The organism is Clostridium sp. AF32-7AC (assembly GCF_003477925.1).
Taxonomy (GTDB): Bacteria; Bacillota; Clostridia; order Lachnospirales; family Lachnospiraceae; genus Otoolea; species Otoolea fessa.
Genome location: NZ_QUEG01000001.1, coordinates 545,392 through 568,361 on the forward strand (window position 1 = coordinate 545,392; position 22,970 = coordinate 568,361).

A 22,970-nucleotide genomic window follows, 5' to 3' on the forward strand; every position below is an offset into this window, starting at 1 on the left:
CATAATCAGATGGAAAAGACAAAAATTATTCTTGACTGCGATCCGGGACATGATGACGCGGTCGCGATCACGCTGGCGGCGAACAGTGACAAGATCGATCTGTTAGGTATTACAGTCGTAGCAGGCAACCAGACGCTGGAGAAAACGCAGATTAATGCGAGAAATGTGTGCCAGTGGCTCGGTGTGGATGTGCCAGTGTATGCGGGCTGCGGACAGCCGATGGTGCGTGAAAAAATGATAGCGGGCGATATCCACGGTGAAACAGGGCTGGATGGTCCGGTTTTCCCGCCGCTGACAAAAGAATTAGAGAAAGAGCATGCAGTCAATTTCATCATCAAAACCCTGATGGAGTCCGACGGCGATATCACGATGGTGACAACCGGTCCGATGACCAATCTGGCGATGGCGATGCGGATGGAACCGGCGATTATTCCGAAGATCAAACAGATTGTCCTGATGGGAGGCGCGTATACCAATGGTAACGTAACTCCAGCGGCAGAGTTCAATATCATCGCCGATGCGGATGCAGTATATGTATGCTTTACCAGCGGACGCCCAATCACGATGATGGGTCTGGATGTTACCCGCAAGGTACTGTGCTATCCGGAGATCGTTGACCGGATGGAGAAGATCGGCAATAAGGCATCCAAGCTCTTTGCGGATCTGATGCGCTTCTTCTGCAAGACCCAGAAAGAGGTATTTGGCTGGGAAGGCGGACCTCTGCACGATCCGGTTACGATCGCATGGCTGATTGATCCGAGCGTTGTGACCCTGAAACCGATGCATGTGGACATTGACATCCGCAGCGTCCAGTCCTACGGACGTACTAACTGCGATTTCTTCGGTTACGGCGGACAGGAGCCGACTGCAAACGTAGCGATCGATATCGATGCGGCGAAGTTCTGGGATATCGTTGAGGCAGGGCTGAGAAGATACAGCGAGGCATAGTTCATAATACTTGTGTTCGGAGGCAGATATAGATGAGAGACCTGAAAGAAGTTTTAGAGCAGAACAAAGAGAAATATATCGAAGAACTCAAGAATCTGGTGGGAATTGATACTCATGACTTAGGGCACGGAATCGACGGTGGTCTGGAGAAACAGGGACAGGAGTATATGGTAAACCTGTTTGAATCGATGGGAGCCGACGAGATCACGGTGGATCCGATGGATGAGGCTGTGATTCAGGAAAGCTACAAAAAGCATCAGGAAGGAAACCTGGGGCACAACCAGACCGACCGTGCCAATGTCTATGCGACATTTAAAGGAAAACAGGGCGGAAAAAGCCTGTTATTTAACGGTCATATTGACGTTATGCCGGCGGAGATGGAAGACGGCTGGACGAACCCGCCGTTTGAGCCGGTAATTCGGGATGGCAAGATGTACGGACGCGGCTGCACGGATATGAAGGGCGGTCTGATGGCATCGGTGATGGCGGTAAAGCTTTTGCAGGATGCCGGGTATGAGCTGCCGGGCGATGTGACAATTACCTCCGTGTGTGACGAGGAAGGCGGAGGCAATGGCTCGATCCAGGCGGTAATGCGCGGTCTGAAAGCCGACGGCGTTGTCAACTGCGAGCCGACCGACGATACCCTGATTCTGGCGCATATGGGCTGGGTATTCTTTAAGGTTGATTTTGAAGGAAAAGCGTGCCATTCCGGTGCAAAAGCCGAGGGCGTCAGCGCGATCGAGAAGGCGATCAAAGTAATTCAGGGGTTAAATGAGATGGAGCACCGCTGGCTTCTGACGATCCGCCACCGCCTGCTTCCGCCGCCGAGCTTAAATATCGGCGTGATCGAGGGTGGAACCGCCGGTTCTACCGTGCCGGGCGAGTGCAGTTTTTCTACCTGCGTCCACTATGTTCCGACCCTGATGAATCAGGATATGGTTGTAAAGGAATTTACAGAGGTCGTTGAGCGGATCAGCCGTTCCGACGCGTGGATGGAGGCACATCCGCCGAAGATTTCCATTTACCAGACCGGACACGGGTTTGAGATGGAGGAGGATCATCCGCTGGTAGACACCTTTAAGGAGGCGTACAGTGAGGCACTTTCGCGTAGCGTGAAGGTGGAAGGATCCCATTTTGGCTGTGATTCCCGCCTGTGGCGCAACATTGCCGGATGCCCGACGATCCAGTACGGACCGGGCGAGGGCGCACAGTGCCATACCGTGGATGAGTGGCTGAAGCTCGATTCCTATCTGGAAGCGATTCTGGTGTATGCGAAACTGATTCTTTCCTGGGGAGAGAAGAAATAAGGAATTGATAAATATATAAGGAGATAAAAATATGAGCAAGAAAGTTTTACTGGCAGGCGAGTCCTGGATGAGCTATACCACCCATGTAAAGGGCTTTGACGCGTTTTATACCTCTACCTATGAGACAGGAGAGAAATGGCTGAAAGCTGCATTGGAGGCAGGCGGCTACGAAGTAACCTTCCTTCCGAACCATCTGGCAAATGAGGAATTTCCATTTACAATGGAAGAACTGAAACAGTATGATCTGGTAATTCTGTCCGATATCGGAGCAAACACCCTGCTTCTGCCGGGCGCTACGTTTAACCGCAGTGAAAAAATGCCGAACCGCTGCAATCTGATCCGCGACTATGTCAACGATGGCGGCGCTCTTCTGATGGTCGGCGGCTATCTGACCTTCTCCGGCGTGGATGCAAAGGGCAAATGGCATGACACAGCCGTACAGGAGGTTCTTCCAGTCGAGGTTCTGACGGTCGATGACCGTATGGAACACTGCGAGGGTGTAAAACCGGTAACCGTGGGCGAGCATGAAGCTTTAAAGGGCATTCCGACCGACTGGCCGGAGGTTCTCGGTTACAATAAGGTAATCGCAAAACCGGAGGCAGAGGTTCCGGTTACTGTAGAGGGCGATCCGTTTATCGCATTTGCTTCTTATGGAAAAGGGCGCAGTGGTGTTGTCACAACCGACTGTGCACCGCACTGGGCACCGCCGGAATTCTGTGAGTGGGAATACTACAATAAATTGTGGCAGAATATCGCAGACTGGCTGATTCAGAAATAAGATAGCAGGAAAAAGGAGAGCGCGTATGGACGGAGCGGTGAAACTTTTAAAAGAGCTTCTGACCATTCGGAGTGTCAATGGACGGGATGACGAGGGAGCAGTGGCAGAATATTTGTGCAAGTATTTCGAACAATCGGGAATTTCTGCACATATACAGCGGATTGACGCGACACACGCCAATGTGCTGGCGGAGCTTGAGGGGGAGTCGGATGGCGCTCCGATCTTCTGGAACGGGCATCTGGACACGGTTCCTTACGGAGATACCGGAGAATGGAAGACTGACCCGGCGGTTCCGGTGGAACGGGACGGTTTTCTCTATGCCCGCGGTGCCAGCGATATGAAGAGTGGGCTTGCCGCGATGGTGTACGCGCTCTGTGAATATAAAAAATCCGGTCGTCCGGTGCCGCGTACGATCCACTTCCTCGGAACCTGTGATGAGGAAAAGGGCGGCATCGGCGCCAGAGAGATCTTAAAGGAAGTCCCGGAGACGTCGATTGGAACGCTTTTGATAGGAGAACCGACGGGATGCAGACTGGGCGTGGCGCAGAAAGGCTGCCTGTGGCTGGAGATAGAAGCACACGGAAAGACGAGCCACGGGGCATACCCGCAGGAGGGCTGCAATGCCGTGGAACAGGCGATGGCGCTGACAGGTGAGATTGAAACATATGTGAAAAGCTTCACACACCCGGTTCTCGGCGCATCAACCGCGCAGGTAACGCAGATTTCCGGCGGCGTGGCGCCAAATATGACGCCGGATACCTGCCGGATTCTCATGGATATCCGTATGACACCGGGACTGACAAGCCAGATGGTAGTCGGTCAGGCGGAGGCGTTTGCGGCGGCGCGTTCCGTTACATCAGAAGAAAAATTCCGCGTCAGCTGCCGGATTGTCAATGACCGGCGGGCGATCGAGATTGGAGAATCCCATCCGCTTGTGAAACAGCTCTCGAAGGGACTGGAGAAAAAAGGGCTTCCGGTGGAGACGACTGGGATTAATTTCTTTACAGATGCTTCGATCCTGGTGGAACACAAGCTGGATGCAGCCGTTCTCTTATTTGGTCCGGGCGAGGCAGGCATGGCGCATAAGCCAAATGAGCGGGTCGAGATAGAAAAATATCAGAAATCCATTCAGGTTCTCATGGATCTGATCGCATCGGAGGTGGATGAGTGAGGGCAACCATCAAGGATATTGCCGCTGAGACTGGTTTTTCCGTGACGACAATCTCACTGGTTCTCAATGGAAAAGGATATAAGATCTCGGATGAGACAAAGAATCAGATCCTAGCGAAGGCGCGGGAACTGAATTATCGTCCGAACCAGCTCGCGGTCAGTCTGGTAAAGCGGCAGAGCAAGACCATAGGATTTATCGTCCCGGATATTTCCAATGTATATTTTGCCAATATGGCGCGCGCGATCGATGAGGCGTGCCGCGAAAATGGTTGGAGTGTGATTCTCTGCAACACGAATGATAATTATGACCGGGATCGCGAGTATATCGATCTTCTGGCGGATAAAGGCGCGGACGGCATTGTGTTTATCATGGCTAAAGATAATACGCGGGAGATGGCGGCGGAGGAGATTGATTATCTGGAATCGATCCACATACCCTATGTGGTAGTTGACCGGATCCCGGAGCTTCGGAATTGTCCGGCGGTCGGTACCGACCATGAGATCGGCGGTTATCTGGCGGCGCGCCATCTGTTAAGTCTTGGACACCGGCGGATTGCCTGCGTCGTGGGACCGCATGCGACCCAGATGGATTCGGAGGCGCGTTACCATGGCTACTGCCGGGCGATGGAGGAGGCGGGAATTCCGGTGGATGAACGTCTCGTCTGTGTCGGCGAGTATACGCAGGAGGGCGGCGCGGCGGCAGTCGAAAAGCTCATTTCACAGGATTTTACGGCGATTTTCGCCTGCAACGACGCTTCGGCGTATGGCGTATGCAGAAAACTCAAGGAATATAGAAAGAAAGTGCCGGAAGATGTTTCGGTCGTCGGATACGATGACGTTTTCTATGCCCGGATGCTGGAGGTGCCGCTGACAACGATACGGCAGCAGGTACGGGAGATGGGAAGAGAGGCGGTAAGGCTGCTTCTGAAACAGATACGGGAACATAAAAGACCGGAGAGCAAGGTGATCTTTGCGCCGGAACTGGTAGTACGGGAGAGTACGGCGCGAATACAGCCGTCTTAAGCGATACATCAAAGATGCCGGCGGCAGATTTTGAAGGAATTGGTCAAGGAGGGGAGCAGAGTGAAGGTATTGAATTTTGGTTCACTGAATATTGATTATACGTATCAGGTGGATCATTTTGTAAGAGCGGGAGAGACGATGTCCTCCGAGTCGCTGCAGGTATTTAGCGGCGGCAAAGGGCTGAATCAGTCGATCGCGCTGAGCAAGGCGGGCGCAGACGTATGGCACGCCGGAGCTGTCGGAGCCGGGGATGGAGATTTCCTCATCGAGCAGATGAAGAAGGCGTGCGTCCACACGGAGCTGATCGAGCATCTCGACGGGCAGACAGGACACGCGATCATTCAGAAAGATCCGGCAGGGCAGAACTGCATTCTGCTGTATGGCGGTGCCAACCAGCGGATCACGAGGAAAATGGTGGATCGCGTCCTGACACAGTTTGAGGCGGACGATTTCCTGATTTTACAGAATGAGATCAGCGAGATCGGCTATATCATGGAGAAAGCCCATGAAAAAGGCATGAAGATCGTTCTGAATCCGTCCCCGATGAATGCGAAGATCCTGTCCTATCCGCTGGAATATGTGGATTACTTCTTATTAAATGAGGTGGAGGCGTCGGATATCTGCGGCATTGAGGCAACCAAAGATCCGCAGGCGCTGATGAACGGACTGGTAAAACAGTTCCCGGAGGCGAAGATTGTCCTGACACTCGGCGGCGATGGTTCCGTGTACCGCGATGGTGACACAGTCCTTCGTCAGGGAATCTATAAAGTATCGGTTGTGGACACGACGGCGGCAGGCGATACATTTACCGGTTATTTTATCGGCGGCTTACAGCTCGGTGAAGACCCGAAGACGGCGCTGGAACATGCGGCAAAAGCGGCAGCGATCGCCGTTTCCCGCCCAGGAGCAGCTCCGTCGGTGCCGAACCGGGAGGAAGTCGAGACGTTTGAAGGATAAAAAGCACCTGAAAACTTGTCTTTTAAAACAGAATATAGTAAAATACCATTTGGTGGCGTTTCCGAAATTCGGGCTGGTACCGGGATTTGCGGAGGCGCCTCTTTTTTGCGCCCGTCTGACTCTTGTCAGTGTGGGCCTGTAGAAATAAAAAAGGAGAAGGTAAGTAGAAATGGGAAGAGAACGTTTTTCCTCTCGGCTGGGATTTATCCTGATTTCCGCGGGCTGTGCGATCGGTCTGGGAAATGTGTGGAGATTCCCGTACATCGTCGGTCAGTATGGCGGCGCGGCGTTTGTACTGATTTATGCGGCATTTCTGGTGCTTTTAGGTCTTCCGATCATCGTTATGGAATACTCGGTCGGCAGAGCGAGCCAGAAGAGTGCGGCGCTTTCATTTGATGTGCTGGAGCCAAAGGGTACTAAGTGGCATTTTGAAAAATGGTTCGCGATGGCGGGCAACTATGTCCTGATGATGTTTTATACGACGGTAGCCGGATGGCTTCTGCTGTATGTGTTCAAGATGGCGAAAGGCGATTTCGTGGGTCTGGATGCGGACGGTGTAGCCGGGGAATTTGGCTTTGTACTGGCAAATCCGGGACTGATGACGGTATTTATGCTGCTCTGTGTCGTATTCTGTTTTTCCATCTGTGCGATGGGACTCCAGAACGGCGTTGAGAAGATCACAAAGATGATGATGGTCTGCCTGTTATTCCTGATGGTTGTGCTGGCAATCAATTCGGTGCGGATGGAAGGCGGACGTCCGGGACTTGAATTTTACTTAAAGCCGGATTTTGGCAAGATTCAGGAGGTTGGTGTCGGCAAGGTCGTATTTGCGGCGCTGGGACAGTCGTTCTTCACGTTGAGTATCGGTATCGGTGCGATGGCGATTTTTGGAAGTTATATCGATAAAGAGCGCAGCCTGACCGGCGAGGCGATCAATGTACTGGTCCTTGACACGCTGGTAGCGTTTATGGCGGGACTTATCATTTTCCCGGCGTGTGCGGCTTACGGTATCGAGGCAGGACAGGGACCAAGCCTGATCTTCATCACGCTGCCGAATGTATTTAACCACATGGCAGGCGGACGTTTCTGGGGCACGCTGTTCTTTGTCTTTATGACCTTTGCGGCGGCATCAACGGTCACAGCGGTATTCCAGAATATCGTATCCTTTGCAACGGATCTGACTGGCTGTTCGATCAAAAAGGCAGTCTGCGTCAATCTGGTGGTGATTGCGGTCCTGTCGCTTCCGTGCGTGCTGGGTTTCAATCTCTGGAGTGGTTTCATGCCGTTCGGAGAGGGCAGCAACGTGTTGGATCTCGAGGATTTCATCGTCAGCAACAACCTGCTTCCACTCGGAAGTCTCGTTTACCTGATGTTCTGTACCAGCCGGTATGGATGGGGATTTGAGAATTTTCTCAAGGAGGCAAATGAGGGAAAAGGCGTGAAGTTCCCGCGCCAGGTGCGAGCGTATGTGACATATGTCATTCCACTGATTGTGCTGTTTATTTTTGTGCAGGGGTACTGGAGTAAGTTTTTCCAGTAGACTGTGCAGCTCTTTAGGTAACGAGAAAAAAGGAAAGTCCGGCAGAGGCAAACTCCGCCGGACTTTCCTTTTTTCGCCAAGGCTATTGACATAGTATTTAAGGGAAAGTTTTACGGGATTTTTACACAGTTTTGTTGATTCTGTATAAACAAAAGCTATATTATAACCATTTGTATTAATTTTTATACAGAGTGAAGGGGGCAGAAGATTCATTTTTCAATTGTGAATTTTTTTTACCTGTGTTATACTATACGCGGTAGATTCTAGCTCCTACGCCCGATAATATTTTCACAATTTCGGCAGAAAAGGCATCTGACGGGAGGTGAATGGGTGGAGGATGAAGGAAAATTTAGTAAGAGAAAGAGGGTTTAATTGATGGGTTTGGCTACATTTATAGGCGGCATTCATCCATATGAGGGTAAAGAACTGTCTGAGGATAAGCCGATCAAGGTTCTCGAACCGTTACAGGGCGAGATCATGGTTTATCCGCTGTCCCAGCACATTGGCGCACCTGCGAAACCACTGGTAGCGAAGGGCGATCACGTGCTGAAAGGCCAGATCATTGCAGAGGCAGGCGGATTTATTTCCGCAAACGTACTTAGTTCTGTTTCCGGTACGGTAAAGGGAATCGAGTCCAAGCTGGTTGCTAATGGTGCAATGGTTCAGTCAATCCTGGTGGAGAATGACGGTGAAGAAGAGGCGATTGAGGGCTTCGGAACAGACAGAGATGCAACAAAGCTGTCGAAAGAAGAGATCCGTAAGATCGTTAAGGATGCCGGTATCGTCGGCCTGGGCGGCGCTGGTTTCCCGACACATGTAAAGCTTACTCCGAAAGATGAGAACGCAATTGATTACGTTATCGTCAACGGTGCAGAGTGCGAGCCGTACTTAACCAGTGACTATCGTACCATGATGGAGCGTCCGGAGCAGATTATCGGCGGCCTGAAGGTTATGCTTCAGCTGTTTGACAATGCGAAGGGTGTTATCGGTATCGAGAACAACAAGCCGGAGGCTATCAAGAAGCTGACGGAGATGGTAAAGGACGAGCCGAGAATCGAAGTATGTCCGCTGCTTACCAAGTACCCGCAGGGTGGTGAGCGTACACTTATCTATGCAGTGACAGGACGTGAGATCAATTCTTCCATGCTGCCGGCAGATGCAGGCTGTATCGTAGACAATATTGATACCGTTGCTTCTATTTATAATGCAGTATGCAAGACAACTCCGCTGATCCGCAAGATCATTACGGTAACCGGTGATGCCATTGCAGAGCCGCAGAACTTTGAGGTACGTCTTGGTACCAACTATCAGAGACTGGTAGAGGCAGCAGGCGGCTTTAAACAGGAACCGGAGAAGATGATTTCTGGTGGTCCTATGATGGGACAGGCTCTTTTCAGCCTTGACTTCCCGGTAGCGAAGACTTCATCTGCTCTGACCACCTTTACCAAGGACCAGGTAGCAGCGATGGAGCCGTCAGCATGTATCCGTTGCGGACGCTGTGTAGGCGTTTGTCCGGAGCACCTTGTACCTCCGCTGATGATGAAAGCATCTACGGCTCACGATCTTGAGAAATTCCAGAGCTTAAACGGCATGGAATGCGTTGAGTGCGGATGCTGTGCATATGCTTGTCCGGCAAGACGGCCGCTGACCCAGGCATTCAAAGAGATGCGTAAGGCAGTAGCAGCCAGCCGCAGAAAGTAGGAGGTGGGAAGAAATGGAAAAATTATTAAAAGTATCGTCATCACCTCACGTTCGTGACGGAGTTACGACACAGCGCCTGATGTTTGACGTTGTGATCGCCATGATTCCTGCCAGTGTTTATGGTGTATGGCAGTTCGGCATGAATGCACTTCTGGTTCTGATCGCTACCGTGATCGCCAGTGTGGCAGCCGAGTATCTTTATGAGAAATTAATGCACAAGCCGATTACGATTTCGGACGGCAGTGCAGTTGTTACCGGCATGATTCTTGCACTGAATATGCCGCCGGAAATCCCGGTTTGGATCCCGGTTCTTGGTGCATTCTTTGCAATCATCGTTGTAAAACAGCTTTACGGTGGTCTGGGACAGAACTTCATGAACCCGGCACTGGCAGCCAGATGTTTCCTTCTGACTTCCTTCGCTCTGTTTATGAATAACTTCTCATCCGCAAAGCTTGGATTTGACAGTCTGACAGGTGCAACTCCGCTGGCACAGTTAAGAGCCGGTGAGACAGTGGATCTGGCATCCCTGGTAATCGGACGTATCCCGGGAACTATCGGTGAGGTATCTGTAATTGCCCTGCTGATTGGTGCGATTTACATGGTAGTCCGCAAAGTTATCAGCCCGGTTATTCCGCTGATTTACATTGGAACCGTATTTGTATTTACATTCCTGTTTGGCGGATTCAACCTGACCTATTCTCTCAGTGAGATCTGTGCAGGTGGTCTTATCTTCGGTGCATTCTTTATGGCAACCGATTATGTAACGAGTCCTCTGACTCCGAAGGGACAGATCGTATACGGACTGATCCTCGGAATCGTAACCGGAATCTTCCGTCTCTGGGGTGCTTCTCCGGAGGGCGTTTCCTATGCGATCATCTTCAGCAACCTGCTGGTTCCGCTGATTGAGCGCTATACGCTTCCGACAGCATTTGGAAAAGGAGGTCAGAAGAAATAATGAACCAGATTATCAAAAATACAATCATCCTTTTCGTTATTACTCTGGTAGCTGGTATCTGTCTGGGAACAGTACATGATATTACGCTGGATCCGATTGCACAGGCACAGGAGGCAGCAGCTACTAAAACTTATCAGGAAGTTTACCCGGATGCGGCAAGCTTTGATGAACCGCAGGAGCTGGCTGACGCAGTAACTGCTGCAGCGGACAGCATCTCTGAGTGGGGATTTGGAAAAGTTACCATCAATGATGCAAAAGAAGCGCTGGATGCAAGCGGCAACCAGATCGGTTACCTGATTACCTCTACCTCCGCAGAGAGCTACGGCGGCAACGTGCAGATCGCAGTTGGTATCACCAACGAGGGCGAGCTGACCGGTATCGGTTTCTTAAGCATCAGCGATACGCCAGGTCTTGGTATGAGAGCCAAAGAACCGGATTTCAAGGATCAGTTTATCGGCAAGAAAGCTGAGAACCTGGAAGTTACAAAGACAGGCGCGTCTGCAGATAATCAGATTGAAGCCATCAGTGGTGCAACGATCACTTCCAAGGCAGTCACCAACGCGACAGATGCAGCTATCTATTTCGTGGCTAACTGCCTGGCACAGTAGGAGGTGGAAAGATTATGAATAAATATGTAGAGCGCTTATATAACGGTATCTGGAAAGAAAACCCGATTTTCGTTCAGATGCTGGGTCTGTGTCCGACCCTGGCGGTAACCACTTCCGCCATCAACGGTGTCGGCATGGGACTTTCGACAACCGCCGTACTGATTGCGGCGAACTTTCTGATTGCATTGCTTCGTAAGATCATTCCGGACGGCGTACGTCTGCCGGCAGAGATCGTAGTCGTAGCATCCTTCGTAACCATCGTAGATATGTTGATGGAAGGTTTCGTTCCAAGCTTATATGCTTCCCTGGGACTTTACATTCCGCTGATCGTAGTTAACTGTATCATCCTTGGCCGTGCCGAGGCATATGCTATGAAGAACGGTCCGATCCTGTCTGCATTTGACGGTATCGGTATGGGACTTGGATTTACAGTTGCTCTGGCACTCATCGGTTCTTTCCGTGAGCTTCTGGGTGCAGGTACTATCTTTGGTATCCAGATTATGCCGGCTTCCTATCAGCCGATCTCAATCTTCATCCTGGCGCCGGGTGCATTCTTCGTACTGGCTTGCCTGACTGCTCTTCAGAATCGTCTGAAGATGCCGTGTGCAACAAACGGTTCCGTAAAAGAGAAGAAGAAGGGTGGCTGCTGCAGCGGCGACTGCTTAAGCTGTGCTGGTCATGATGCAGAAGTTAAGAAGGAACAGGAGGAGAAGTGATGAAAGAATTACTTATTATTGCGATAAGCTCGGCGCTGGTCAGCAACGTCGTACTGAGCCAGTTCCTCGGTATCTGCTCCTTCGTCGGCGTATCCAAAAAAGTTGAAACAGCAGCTGGTATGGGTGGTGCGGTTATCTTCGTTATTACCATCGCATCCATCGTTGCAAACCTGATTTATCAGTTCGTTCTGGCACCGCTTGGTATCGATTACCTGAAAACCATCGTTTTCATTCTCGTTATCGCAGCACTGGTTCAGATCGTTGAGATGTTCTTAAAGAAGTGCATGGTTTCCCTGTATAACGCGCTGGGTGTATTCCTTCCGCTGATTACAACAAACTGTGCCGTTCTTGGTGTTGCCCTGACAAACGTCCAGAACGGATATGGATTTTTACAGAGCGTGGTAAATGGTGTTGGTACAGCCGTTGGTTATACCATCTCCATCGTGCTTCTGGCAGGTATCCGTGAGCACATCGAGGGAAATGATATCCCGTATAACTTCCAGGGATCTCCTATCGTACTTGTAACGGCTGGTCTGATGGCGATTGCATTTCTCGGATTTTCCGGATTACTGTAGAAGGAGGAGACGAAAATGGATATGAATTCAATCATTATCGCTGCTGTCGTGATCGCGGCAGTCGGCATCATCGTTGGTGTCGGTCTGGGTCTGTTCGGCGCGAAATTTAAAGTTGAAGTAGATGAAAAAGAGGCAGCTGTTCGTGAAGAGCTGCCAGGCAACAACTGCGGTGGCTGTGGTTACCCGGGCTGTGATGGTCTTGCAAAGGCCATCGCAGAGGGCAAAGCTCCGGTTAATGCCTGCCCGGTCGGCGGTGCTCCGGTTGGCGAGAAGATCGCTGCTATCATGGGCGTAGAGGCTGGTTCCTCTGAGAAGAAGGTAGCTTTCGTTAAATGTAAAGGTACCTGCGACAAGACAAAAGTACAGTACGAGTACCATGGTATTGAGGACTGTGCGAAGGCATCCGTTGTACCGGGTGGCGGTGCAAAGGCATGTTCTTACGGCTGTACCGGCTTCGGTACCTGTGTGAAGGCATGTAAATTCGACGCAATCCACGTGGTAGACGGCGTAGCGGTTGTAGACAAAGAGAAGTGTGTAGCGTGTGGTGCCTGCGTGGCAGCCTGCCCGAAACACCTGATCGACCTGGTACCGTACAAGGCAAAACATCTGGTACAGTGCAGCTCCCACGATCGTGGACCAGCTGTCAAGGCAGTCTGCCAGGTTGGCTGTATCGGCTGTACGCTGTGTACCAAGCAGTGTAAGTTTGACGCAATCCATATGGATAACAACGTAGCTGTTATCGATTATGAGAAGTGCGTAAACTGCGGAGCTTGTGCAGCGAAGTGCCCGGTTAAGGTTATTCAGTAAATAACGTAAAAGAATACGGAAATAAAAAGTCCGGTTGAACCGTTTGAAAAGATGGTTCAGCCGGATTTTTTTGGTTAAAAGATAAGGTGCTTTTCTAAAGCATCCGATGAAGGGGTTCTTTGAAATTTTTGATGTTATGCTATACGAAATTTAAAGGATTGCTTTTGCTAATGCAGTATGTATCACATTTAATAATGCCTGTGAGGTATACTGGCTGCCACTTTCAAAGGAGAGATTTTCAAGCGACTGCGTGCTCACGATCTGCTCCGAGAGATGTGAAGCGGAAGAGGAGAGCAGCGGGTACATAGTTTCGATGGAATCGCTTAAAGGACGGCAGGTAACAGAGGTGATCTGGGTGGAATCAACCGTGACTTCGACGTTGACTGCCTGGCTGCCGAGTGTCAGGGTAGAACTGTACATACCAGGCAGATAGGAAATGCCGGCCGCAGCGGGAGCGGAGGCACTCTGCGTCTTCCTGCCCGGTCGGAACATGATGAGAAGAAGGGCGATGAGAAGAAGTCCCAGTCCGATAAAGATAGCAGTATAAATAATCTCTTTCATGCGGAGTACGACAATTTTTGTTTTTGAGCTCATAAAAAATCCCCGGAATTCGTTTAATACAGTGTATGAGCGAATTTCGGGGAAAATGTTTTTAAATTATATGGAAGGGGTATTAAACATTAAATCGGAACAGCACAACATCGCCGTCCTTCACCACGTAGTCCTTGCCCTCCATGCGTACCAACCCTTTTTCTCTGGCTGCATTATAGGAACCGCAGTCTAAGAGATCCTGATAGTTGACTACCTCAGCTTTGATGAAGCCACGCTCAAAATCGGAGTGGATTTTTCCAGCTGCTTGCGGTGCTTTGGTGCCGACTTTGATGGTCCATGCACGGGTCTCAGTTTCACCGGCAGTCAGGTAGCTGATAAGGCCAAGAATGCGGTAGCTGGCTGCAATCAGTTTTTCAAGACCGGATTCAGTCAGACCGAGATCTTCGAGGAACATTTTCTTCTCATCTTCATCTAACTCAGCGATCTCCTGCTCAATCTGGGCGCAGATAACAAATACCTCGCTGTCGTTCTCAGCTGCAAATTCGCGAACCTGTTTTACATATTCATTGGAAGCACCGTCATCTGCCAGATCATCCTCGGATACGTTGGCAGCGAAGATAACCGGTTTCCAGGTTAAGAGATCCAGCGTATTGATGAACGCGAGTTCATCCTCATCCTCCGGCTCAAAGCTCTTAGCCAGATTGCCGTTTTCAAGGTGCGCATACAGTTTTTTCAGAGTTTCCAGCTCTTTTGCAAGGGATTTATTTCCCATGGCGCTCTTGGTGGTCTTGGCGATACGGCGTTCCAGAACCTCCATATCGGAGAAGATAAGCTCCAGGTTGATGGTTTCGATATCGCGGAGCGGATTGACGCTGCCGTCTACATGGATAACATTTGGATCCTCAAAGCAACGGACAACGTGTACGATCGCGTCTACCTCACGGATATTGGCAAGGAACTGGTTTCCAAGACCCTCGCCCTTGGAAGCGCCCTTTACCAGACCAGCGATATCAACGAACTCGATCACAGCCGGAGTGATTTTGGCAGAATTATAAAGAGCTGCTAACTGACCCAGACGCGGATCCGGAACCGGTACGACACCGACGTTCGGATCGATGGTACAGAACGGGTAATTGGCAGACTCAGCGCCAGCCTTGGTCAGAGAATTAAACAGTGTACTTTTGCCTACGTTTGGCAGACCTACGATACCTAATTTCATTTTATGATTTACCTATCCGAAAACCCTTTGCTTATCAGGATTTCCGCCTTTCTTTCGGTTTCTTATTGCGCCTTTTTACGCCCTTTTTGTAATGTTTCTTAATTTTAATGAAAGAAATCAATGCAACTATGTATTATAGCAGAAAGACGGCGCTTTTTCAATCTCAAAGGAGACATTTTGTGGCTATAGGAATGCAGAAATGGTTACTGGGCACGCATGCGTGAACAGTAACCAGAAATGTGTAATGGTTGTCTATTTTCCTGTTTAAGAAGTAAGAAAGGATTTTTTAAGGGAGCTGCGGAGTGGTAGGATAGGGCTGAAATACATGATTTTGCAGTAGAAAGAAACTATAAAAATATAGGAATAATTAGAACAAATAAAAAAAAATAAAAAAAACAAAAAAATGCTTGCATTCGCGGAGCGCCTGTGCTATACTAAGCTTCGTCAGTGAGTGACTCACTCGACAGGCAAAAATAAAAAGCAGTAAGCGGGAGTGCTGGAATTGGCAGACAGGCAAGACTAAGGATCTTGTGGGTGTATGCTCGTGTGGGTTCAAGTCCCATCTCCCGCAGTAAGCAGAAGTGGCGGAATTGGCAGACGCGCACGGTTCAGGTCCGTGTGATGGCAACATCATGAGGGTTCAAGTCCCTTCTTCTGCATGACTGATAGCCCGGTACAGAGATGTGCCGGGTTTTTGCTATACTCTGATTCAATAAATTCAGATATAAATTTGCGGAAAACAGGCTTGCAATTCAAATGAAATTGTGCTATACTACTCTTTGTCGGTGAGAAAATCATCGGACAGAGAAAATTGAAAAACAGTAAGCGGGAGTGCTGGAATTGGCAGACAGGCAAGACTAAGGATCTTGTGGGTGTATGCTCGTGTGGGTTCAAGTCCCATCTCCCGCAGTAAGCAGAAGTGGCGGAATTGGCAGACGCGCACGGTTCAGGTCCGTGTGATGGCAACATCATGAGGGTTCAAGTCCCTTCTTCTGCATGATCGATAGCCCGGTACAGAGATGTACCGGGTTTTGTTTTGTTAAAAAAATAGATAGAATATGATGCTGGGATTTGCCATATAAGCATAAACTGTAAAATGAGTGAATTAGTGAATGGCAAGAGCCAGAAAAAAGAAAACCTTTTAAACTTATCTTTGGATGCGACAGAAGCGGAACGGGAAAAGTCCCCGGCACTTCAGATGGGATACGACCAGAATACGAAACGCTGGGAATTAATCATTCAATATAATGGAACTGTGGAAAAGTTGCAGGAACAGCTGCCGCAGGCGGAAATTTATCCACTTTCCGGCGGCTACGCGATTGTGCGGCTCCCTGAATCGCAGGTGGATGATCTGGCAGGATTATCACAGGTTGAGTATATAGAAAAGCCGAAGCGTCTTTATTTTGAGGTGAACCGGGCGATTCGTGATACCTGTATTGCGCCGGTGCAGAGCGGAAATCAAGTCTCTCAAAACGTGTATGGCAGAGATGCTGATTTAAGTGGTCGCGGCACATTGACTGCCATCATCGACTCCGGAATCGATTATTTCCATCCAGACTTTCGAAACGCAGATGGAACGACGCGCATCGCCGCACTCTGGGATCAGGAGCAGAACCGGATTTATACGCGGGAGGAGCTCAACCGGGCATTGGAGGCGGGCAGCCGGGAACGCGCTTACGAGATCGTCCAGTCGCGGGATGTGAGCGGGCACGGGACGGCAGTTGCGGCGATTGCAGCCGGAAATGGCTGGGAGGGCGGCGGACACTACCGGGGAGTAGCCTGGGAGAGTGAACTTCTGGTCGTGAAGCTTGGAACGCCGCTTGCGGATTCATTTCCCAGGACAACAGAGCTGATGCGGGCGCTGGACTATGTGGTGGGAATCGCACAGGAATGGCGGATGCCGGTGGCGGTGAATCTGAGCTTTGGAAATACCTACGGTTCTCATGACGGAACCAGCCTGCTGGAGACGTATCTAAATTCGATGGCAGAGCGGGGGCGGACTTCCATCATCGTGGGAACCGGAAATGAAGGATACAGCATGGGACACCGGGCGGGATTTCTGCAGATGGGACGTCCGGTGGAGATAGAGCTTGCAGTGGGGGAATATCAGACGGGCTTCGGTGTGCAGCTATGGAAATTGTATCAGGACCGGTTTTCAGTAGAAATTTTCAGCCCGGGCGGCAGCAGCACCGGGGTGATCCGGGAATCGTTGGGAGCACAGCGGCTTTCCTATGAGACGGAAGAGATTCTTCTATATTATGGGATGCCGAGTCCATACAGTCAGGCGCAGGAGATTTATCTGGATTTGATTCCAAAAGGAAGCTACATTCAGGACGGGCTCTGGAAAATCCGTCTGATTCCAGAAGAAATACGGGATGGTCAGTATGATCTGTGGCTGCCAGCGGGCATGGCACTGAACAGGGAAACACGTTTTTTGACGGCATCGCCGGACACGACGCTGACAATCCCATCGACCGCCAGCCGGGCGATCTCGGTGGGGGCGTACGATGACGCCACGCAGGCGTATGCAGATTTTTCCGGTCGTGGATTTGCAAGATTGGGGCATCCGATCAAACCAGAGCTGGCGGCACCTGGTGTAAATATTATCACCGCTCGCGCAGGCGGCGGATATGAGGCGGTGACAGGAACTTCCTTTGCCGCTCCATTTGTGACCGGATCGGCGGCGCTGATGATGCAATGGGGGATTGTAAATGGGAACGATCCCTACCTGTATGGGGAGAAGCTGAAAGCATATTTCATCCGCGGGGCGCGGAGTCTGCCGGGGGAGACGGTATATCCGAATGAGCGGGTAGGGTATGGGGCATTGTGTCTGGAGCGAAGTTTCCCGTTGTAAAAACAATAGGAAGTGCAAGGTGCACAAAAAACAATAAATGAAATTGTAAATTATATTTAAAGTGTTAATTGAATTTTCCACTCAAAAGAGTATAATTTACATGATATAAAATGCAATGAGCATGGAAAGACATAAAAGAACGGAAATACAGAGAGTCACTGGATGGATCGGGAAAGCTGTTGGGATAGAAAATTCGCCTTTGTTATCCGACTGGATAGCAGAGGCGTTTTTTTATAAATAAACAAAGGAAAGAGGTTTAACTATGAGTGGAGTAATGATGATGATAATCGCCATCGTTGTTCTGGGAGGAGCATACCTCCTGTACGGGCGTTATCTCCAGAATAAGTGGGGCATCGATCCGAATGCCAAAACTCCGGCATATGAGATGGAGGACGGTGTCGATTATGTACCGGCTGATACAAACGTTGTGTTTGGTCATCAGTTCGCGTCGATCGCCGGTGCGGGTCCGATCAATGGTCCGATCCAGGCGGCAATTTTTGGCTGGCTTCCGGTCCTGCTTTGGATTTTAATCGGCGGCGTATTTTTCGGCGCCGTTCAGGATTTTGCATCCATGTATGCGTCTGTCAAAAATAAGGGACGAACAATCGGATACATCATCGAAGAGTACATTGGAAAATTAGGAAAGAAATTATTCCTTTTATTCTGCTGGCTGTTCTGTATTCTGGTTGTTGCAGCGTTTGCAGACGTTGTAGCGGGAACATTTAAGGGATTTACGGTCGATGAGGCAGGTGCTGTCACAAAGATAGCGGCAAATGGAGCCGTTGCAACTACTTCTATGTTATTTATCATCGAGGCAGTTGCACTTGGATATTTCCTCAAATATACCAAATTCAACAAATGGATCAACACAGCCGTCGCTATTTTATTACTGGTGGCAGCGATCGCACTGGGACTGAATTTCCCGGTCTATGTCGATCTTGGAACCTGGCATATTATTATCTTTGTGTACATTCTGATTGCCAGTGTCGCTCCGGTATGGGCGCTGCTTCAGCCGCGTGATTATCTGAACAGCTATCTGCTGATCTTTATGATCGTCGGTGCAGTTATCGGTGTATTTGTGGCCAATCCGGCATGTAATTTGAAACCGTTTACAAGCTTTAATGTAAATGGACAGTATATGTTCCCGATTTTATTTGTAACGATTGCCTGTGGCGCAGTTTCTGGTTTCCATTCTCTGGTATCTTCCGGTACTGCATCTAAACAGATCAAAAATGAAAAGAACATGCTTCCAGTTTCGTTTGGCGCAATGCTGATGGAGAGTATGCTTGCTATCATCGCACTGATTGCAGTTGCTTCCTTTGCAGATGGCGAGGCAGCAGCACAGGGACTTACCACCCAGCCGCAGATTTTTGCAGGCGCGATCGCAAACTTTCTTTCCGTAGTTGGTCTGCCGCATTCGCTTGTATTTACATTAATCAACCTGGCGGTATCTGCATTTGCACTGACTTCCCTGGATTCGGTTGCCCGGGTAGGACGTCTGTCGTTCCAGGAATTTTTCATGGATTCGGACACAGACGAGGAAAATATGAGCCCGTTTGTAAAAGTAGTAACCAATAAATATTTTGCAACCATCATCACACTGGTACTCGCATACCTGCTTACCAAGGTCGGCTATGCAGAGATCTGGCCGTTATTCGGTTCTGCAAACCAGCTGTTATCGGTACTTGCTCTTGTAGCTTGTGCAGTATTCTTAAAGAAAACCAAGCGTCAGGGCTGGATGCTCTGGGTGCCGATGCTGTTCATGATGGCAGTTACCTTTACTGCACTGAGCATGACCATCATAAAGCTCACAAACGCATTTATGACGACCGGTCTGGATCTGGGAAATACACTGCAGCTTGTATTTGCAGTGCTGCTGTTAATCCTGGGTGTATTAGTAGCAATTCAGGGTATCAAGAAACTGCTTGAAAAAGCGGATAAGTAAAAATAATAAGTGAAAATAAAATGTAGATGAGGTCCATCGGGGACAGCCGTTACGTTTTGTATGTGTGATAGTAAAGAGAGGATGTCTGTATTCAAAAGAACAGATGTCTTCTCTTTTTCATTCTAAGCCCCTTTGTTCAATAGATGGAAATAAGTAGTCATAATTCCCCTTCTTTCCACATAAAATAAAAAAAGAAAATAGAAAAAGATCAAAAATCCATGGAAAACCTCTGTCCCAAATTACAAAAATATGATATTATTATAAGATAATGGGCGAACTTTCGAATTTATTCCGTAAATTATTCTGAATAAAGGTGGGATCTGGATGAATATCAGAGAAACGATCGAAAAATGGGAACAGGAAACCCTGAGTCTGTATGCGTCGCTGAGTGCGAATACACGGGGACGGGAGCGGAAAGAACCGCTCTGCGACATCCGGCCAGAGTATCAGCGCGATCGCGACCGTATTCTGCACAGCAAATCGTTCCGGCGTCTGAAACAGAAAACGCAGGTTTTTCTGGCGCCGGAGGGCGACCATTACCGGACGCGCCTGACGCACACGCTGGAAGTATCGCAGATAGCGCGCACGATCGCGAAAGCGCTGCGGCTGAATGAGTCTCTGGCGGAGGCGATCGCGCTGGGGCACGATCTGGGACATACGCCGTTTGGTCATTCGGGGGAGGCGGTGCTCAACCGGCTCTGCAGCGAGGGGTTCGCGCATTATCAGCAGAGTGTCCGCATTGTGGAGGTGCTGGAGCAGAAGGGGCAGGGGCTGAACCTGACCTGGGAGGTTCGCAACGGGATCCTGAACCACCGGACGAGCGGTCATCCGGCGACGCTGGAAGGGAATGTTGTGCGGCTTTCAGATAAAATTGCCTACATAAACCATGATATAGATGATGCGATCCGGGGAAAGATCATGAAGGAAGAGGATTTGCCGCGGGAGTACACGGACATTCTGGGAAACAGTGTGCATGAGCGGCTGAATATCATGATCCACGACATCATCGAGCATAGCCAGGACAAGCCGGAGGTGGCGATGTCACCGGAACGCGAGGAGGCGATGCACGGGCTGCGCCGCTGGATGTTTGACCATGTCTACCATGACGGGATTGCGAAAGCGGAGGAAGGGCGCGCACAGCAGATGATCGAGATGCTGTATGGATATTATATGGCGCATCCGGAGGAACTTCCGGAAGAATCCCACCGGATTATGGAGATAAGAAATGAGACGAAAGAGCGCGCGGTATGCGATTATATCGCGGGTATGACAGATATTTACGCGATTGACCGGTTTAAGGAATTGTTTATTCCGAAAGCCTGGAGCGTATAAGGAGGAAGAAATGTATTATCCGGAAGAGGTAATCGAGGAAGTCAGAATGCGTAGCGACATTGTGGATGTGATTTCCGGATACGTGAAGCTGCAGAAGAAGGGAAGCAACCTGTTTGGACTCTGCCCGTTTCATCATGAGAAATCGCCATCCTTTTCGGTGTCGCCGTCCAAGCAGATGTACCACTGCTTTGGCTGCGGTGTCAGCGGCAATGTGATTACGTTTGTAATGGAATATGAAAATTATTCATTCCGCGAGGCGGTTGAGATGCTGGCGGACCGTTCGGGCGTGAAACTGCCGAAGATGGAATATTCTAAAGAGGCAAAGGCGAAGGCGGACCGCAAGGCGGCGCTTCTGGAGATCAATAAGCTGGCAGCCAATTATTTTTATTACCAGCTCAAGCAGCCGCAGGGAAAGATAGGATATGATTATCTGGTAAAGCGGAAGCTGACGGATGAGACGATCCGGCGGTTCGGACTGGGATTTTCCAATAAAATCAGCGACGATCTGTATCGGTATCTGAAAAGCAAGGGCTATGAGGACGAGCTTTTAAAGGATACGGGGCTGGTGACGATCGAGGAGCGCGGCGCCAGGGACAAGTTCTGGAACCGTGTCATGTTTCCGATCATGGATGTCAACAGCCGGGTGATCGGGTTTGGCGGACGTGTCCTCGGGGACGGGGAACCGAAATACTTAAACTCACCGGAGACGATGCTGTTTGACAAAAGCCGGAATCTATACGGACTTAATTACGCGCGTACTTCGAGAAAGAAATATATGATGCTCTGCGAAGGCTACATGGATGTGATTTCCATGCACCAGGCGGGTTATACGAACGCGGTCGCATCGCTGGGAACGGCGCTGACCGAGCAGCATGCGGCGCTTCTGAAGCGGTATACGGATCAGGTCATTCTGACCTACGACAGCGATGGCGCGGGCGTCAAAGCGGCGCTGCGGGCGATTCCGATCCTCAAGCGGGCAGGAATTTCAACCAAGGTATTGAATATGCGTCCGTATAAGGATCCAGATGAATTTATGAAAAACCTGGGAGCAGAGGAGTTTGAAAAGCGGATCGAGACGGCTAGAAACAGCTTTCTCTATGAGATCGATGTGCTGAAAGCCGGCTTTGATATGGAAGATCCGGAGCAGAAGACGGCATTTTACAATCAGACGGCGCGCAAGCTGCTTGAATTTGGCGAGGCGCTGGAGCGGGATAATTATATACAGGCGGTTTCGCGGGAATACTTTATCAATTATGAAGATCTGCGGCGGCTGGTCAACCAGCTCGGAAGCCGGTATGGCGTCGGGGAGACGGCAGTAGGCGGATATGCAGGTCGCTATGGTGATTCATATAGAACCGGAAATACGACTGGTGCTGTACAAAACAGGGAGGTAGGCGGAAGCGTCGGCAGTGCCGGGGCAGTGTCGGAAAACCACGGTGCTGGAAATGCAGAGCTTCCGGGAAATGCGGGACCGGCGGTGAGACCGGTGGGCAGGAAGAAGGAGAAGGACGAGGGCATCCGCCGTTCAGAACGCCTGCTTCTTACATGGCTGATTGAAGAACCATCGTTATATGCCCGGATCAAGGACATCATCGGACCGGAGGATTTTGTAAAACCACTTTATAAAGAAGCGGCAAAAGCTGTATTTGAGGGTCTGGAAGCTGGAAATGTCAATCCGGCGGCGATTTTGAACCGCTTTATCGACGACGAGGGCAATTATAAAGAAGTCGCGGCGCTTTTCAATGCAAGTCTGGAAGAATCCTTAAACAATGAGGAGCAGAAAAAGGCATTTGCGGAGACGGTGCGCCGGATCAAGAAGAACAGCCTCGACGATCAGATCCGGCGGGCGTCGGATTTGAATGAGCTGCAGCGGCTCATACGGGAACAGGCGGGATTGCCTTCGCTCGTAATTACGTTGGAGTGATTGCGGATTGGGAAAAATTGGGTTACTGTACACGGGTAGGCACTTTTGGAACCGAAAGT

The 22,970-nt window shown here is 50.0% G+C and carries 19 protein-coding genes and 4 tRNA genes; 21 read left to right on the top strand and 2 right to left on the bottom strand.

All coding sequences use genetic code 11. The features are described 5' to 3' along the window. Window positions 1-9: 9 nt before the first annotated feature. From DWZ45_RS02500 to DWZ45_RS02560, 13 genes are all read left to right on the top strand, one after another. Window positions 10-948 (top strand): nucleoside hydrolase, encoded by a 939-nt coding sequence (locus DWZ45_RS02500; RefSeq protein ID WP_118467443.1) that lies wholly within the window; start codon window positions 10-12, stop codon window positions 946-948. A gap of 32 nt (window positions 949-980) precedes the next feature. Next, window positions 981-2,255: an ArgE/DapE family deacylase gene (locus DWZ45_RS02505; protein ID WP_118467445.1), complete on the top strand. Its 1,275-nt coding sequence runs from the start codon at window positions 981-983 to the stop codon at window positions 2,253-2,255. A gap of 31 nt (window positions 2,256-2,286) precedes the next feature. Continuing rightward, on the top strand, window positions 2,287-3,033 hold the full coding sequence (locus DWZ45_RS02510) for a glutamine amidotransferase (protein ID WP_107001564.1): 747 nt from the start codon (window positions 2,287-2,289) through the stop codon (window positions 3,031-3,033). Between the two features lie 25 nt (window positions 3,034-3,058). Beyond that, entirely contained in the window at window positions 3,059-4,204 is a 1,146-nt protein-coding gene (locus tag DWZ45_RS02515; RefSeq protein ID WP_118467447.1) for a M20 family metallopeptidase, read from the top strand. Further along, window positions 4,201-5,226, top strand: coding sequence for a LacI family DNA-binding transcriptional regulator (locus tag DWZ45_RS02520; protein ID WP_118467448.1), 1,026 nt, complete (start codon window positions 4,201-4,203; stop codon window positions 5,224-5,226). The genes DWZ45_RS02515 and DWZ45_RS02520 overlap by 4 nt, the downstream gene beginning before the upstream one ends. Window positions 5,227-5,286: 60 nt before the next feature. After that, a complete protein-coding gene (locus tag DWZ45_RS02525; RefSeq protein ID WP_118467450.1) occupies window positions 5,287-6,183 on the top strand; it encodes a ribokinase in 897 nt (298 codons plus the stop codon). A 169-nt stretch (window positions 6,184-6,352) separates the two neighbouring features. Beyond that, entirely contained in the window at window positions 6,353-7,723 is a 1,371-nt protein-coding gene (locus DWZ45_RS02530) for a sodium-dependent transporter (protein WP_118467452.1), read from the top strand. Between the two features lie 375 nt (window positions 7,724-8,098). Next, window positions 8,099-9,424: an electron transport complex subunit RsxC gene (gene rsxC, locus DWZ45_RS02535; protein ID WP_107001559.1), complete on the top strand. Its 1,326-nt coding sequence runs from the start codon at window positions 8,099-8,101 to the stop codon at window positions 9,422-9,424. A 13-nt stretch (window positions 9,425-9,437) separates the two neighbouring features. Next, a complete protein-coding gene (locus tag DWZ45_RS02540) occupies window positions 9,438-10,379 on the top strand; it encodes an RnfABCDGE type electron transport complex subunit D (RefSeq protein ID WP_107001558.1) in 942 nt (313 codons plus the stop codon). Further along, on the top strand, window positions 10,379-10,987 hold the full coding sequence (locus DWZ45_RS02545) for an RnfABCDGE type electron transport complex subunit G (RefSeq protein ID WP_022359777.1): 609 nt from the start codon (window positions 10,379-10,381) through the stop codon (window positions 10,985-10,987). The genes DWZ45_RS02540 and DWZ45_RS02545 overlap by 1 nt, the downstream gene beginning before the upstream one ends. Window positions 10,988-11,001: 14 nt before the next feature. After that, window positions 11,002-11,703: an electron transport complex subunit E gene (locus tag DWZ45_RS02550; protein ID WP_022359778.1), complete on the top strand. Its 702-nt coding sequence runs from the start codon at window positions 11,002-11,004 to the stop codon at window positions 11,701-11,703. Then, window positions 11,703-12,278, top strand: coding sequence for an RnfABCDGE type electron transport complex subunit A (locus DWZ45_RS02555; protein ID WP_107001556.1), 576 nt, complete (start codon window positions 11,703-11,705; stop codon window positions 12,276-12,278). The genes DWZ45_RS02550 and DWZ45_RS02555 overlap by 1 nt, the downstream gene beginning before the upstream one ends. Before the next feature lie 15 nt (window positions 12,279-12,293). Beyond that, entirely contained in the window at window positions 12,294-13,085 is a 792-nt protein-coding gene (locus DWZ45_RS02560; protein WP_118467454.1) for an RnfABCDGE type electron transport complex subunit B, read from the top strand. Between the two features lie 150 nt (window positions 13,086-13,235). Here DWZ45_RS02560 and DWZ45_RS02565 read toward each other — a convergent pair whose 3' ends face one another. Both DWZ45_RS02565 and ychF read right to left on the bottom strand, forming a co-directional pair. After that, the gene (locus tag DWZ45_RS02565) at window positions 13,236-13,679 is read right to left on the bottom strand and encodes a hypothetical protein (RefSeq protein ID WP_022359781.1); all 444 of its coding nucleotides are present in this window, start codon (window positions 13,677-13,679) and stop codon (window positions 13,236-13,238) included. Between the two features lie 79 nt (window positions 13,680-13,758). Further along, window positions 13,759-14,856, bottom strand: coding sequence for a redox-regulated ATPase YchF (gene ychF, locus DWZ45_RS02570; RefSeq protein WP_118467456.1), 1,098 nt, complete (start codon window positions 14,854-14,856; stop codon window positions 13,759-13,761). Window positions 14,857-15,343: 487 nt separating this feature from the next. On the opposite strand from ychF, the gene DWZ45_RS02575 reads away from it, so the two are divergent. The 8 genes from DWZ45_RS02575 (at window position 15,344) to dnaG (ending at window position 22,911) form a co-directional block, all read left to right on the top strand. Further along, a tRNA-Leu gene (locus DWZ45_RS02575) sits at window positions 15,344-15,427 on the top strand. Between the two features lie 4 nt (window positions 15,428-15,431). After that, window positions 15,432-15,515 (top strand) — tRNA-Leu (locus DWZ45_RS02580). A 166-nt stretch (window positions 15,516-15,681) separates the two neighbouring features. After that, window positions 15,682-15,765, top strand: a tRNA-Leu gene (locus tag DWZ45_RS02585). Between the two features lie 4 nt (window positions 15,766-15,769). Then, window positions 15,770-15,853 (top strand) — tRNA-Leu (locus DWZ45_RS02590). Window positions 15,854-15,952: 99 nt separating this feature from the next. Beyond that, window positions 15,953-17,710, top strand: a complete 1,758-nt coding sequence (locus tag DWZ45_RS02595) for a S8 family peptidase (protein WP_118467458.1) — start codon at window positions 15,953-15,955, stop codon at window positions 17,708-17,710. 262 nt (window positions 17,711-17,972) lie between these two features. Then, the gene (locus DWZ45_RS02600) at window positions 17,973-19,655 is read left to right on the top strand and encodes a carbon starvation protein A (RefSeq protein ID WP_022359691.1); all 1,683 of its coding nucleotides are present in this window, start codon (window positions 17,973-17,975) and stop codon (window positions 19,653-19,655) included. A 324-nt stretch (window positions 19,656-19,979) separates the two neighbouring features. After that, window positions 19,980-20,987 (top strand): deoxyguanosinetriphosphate triphosphohydrolase, encoded by a 1,008-nt coding sequence (locus DWZ45_RS02605; RefSeq protein ID WP_118467460.1) that lies wholly within the window; start codon window positions 19,980-19,982, stop codon window positions 20,985-20,987. Window positions 20,988-20,997: 10 nt separating this feature from the next. Next, window positions 20,998-22,911: a DNA primase gene (dnaG, locus tag DWZ45_RS02610; RefSeq protein WP_118467461.1), complete on the top strand. Its 1,914-nt coding sequence runs from the start codon at window positions 20,998-21,000 to the stop codon at window positions 22,909-22,911. Window positions 22,912-22,970 lie beyond the last annotated feature (59 nt).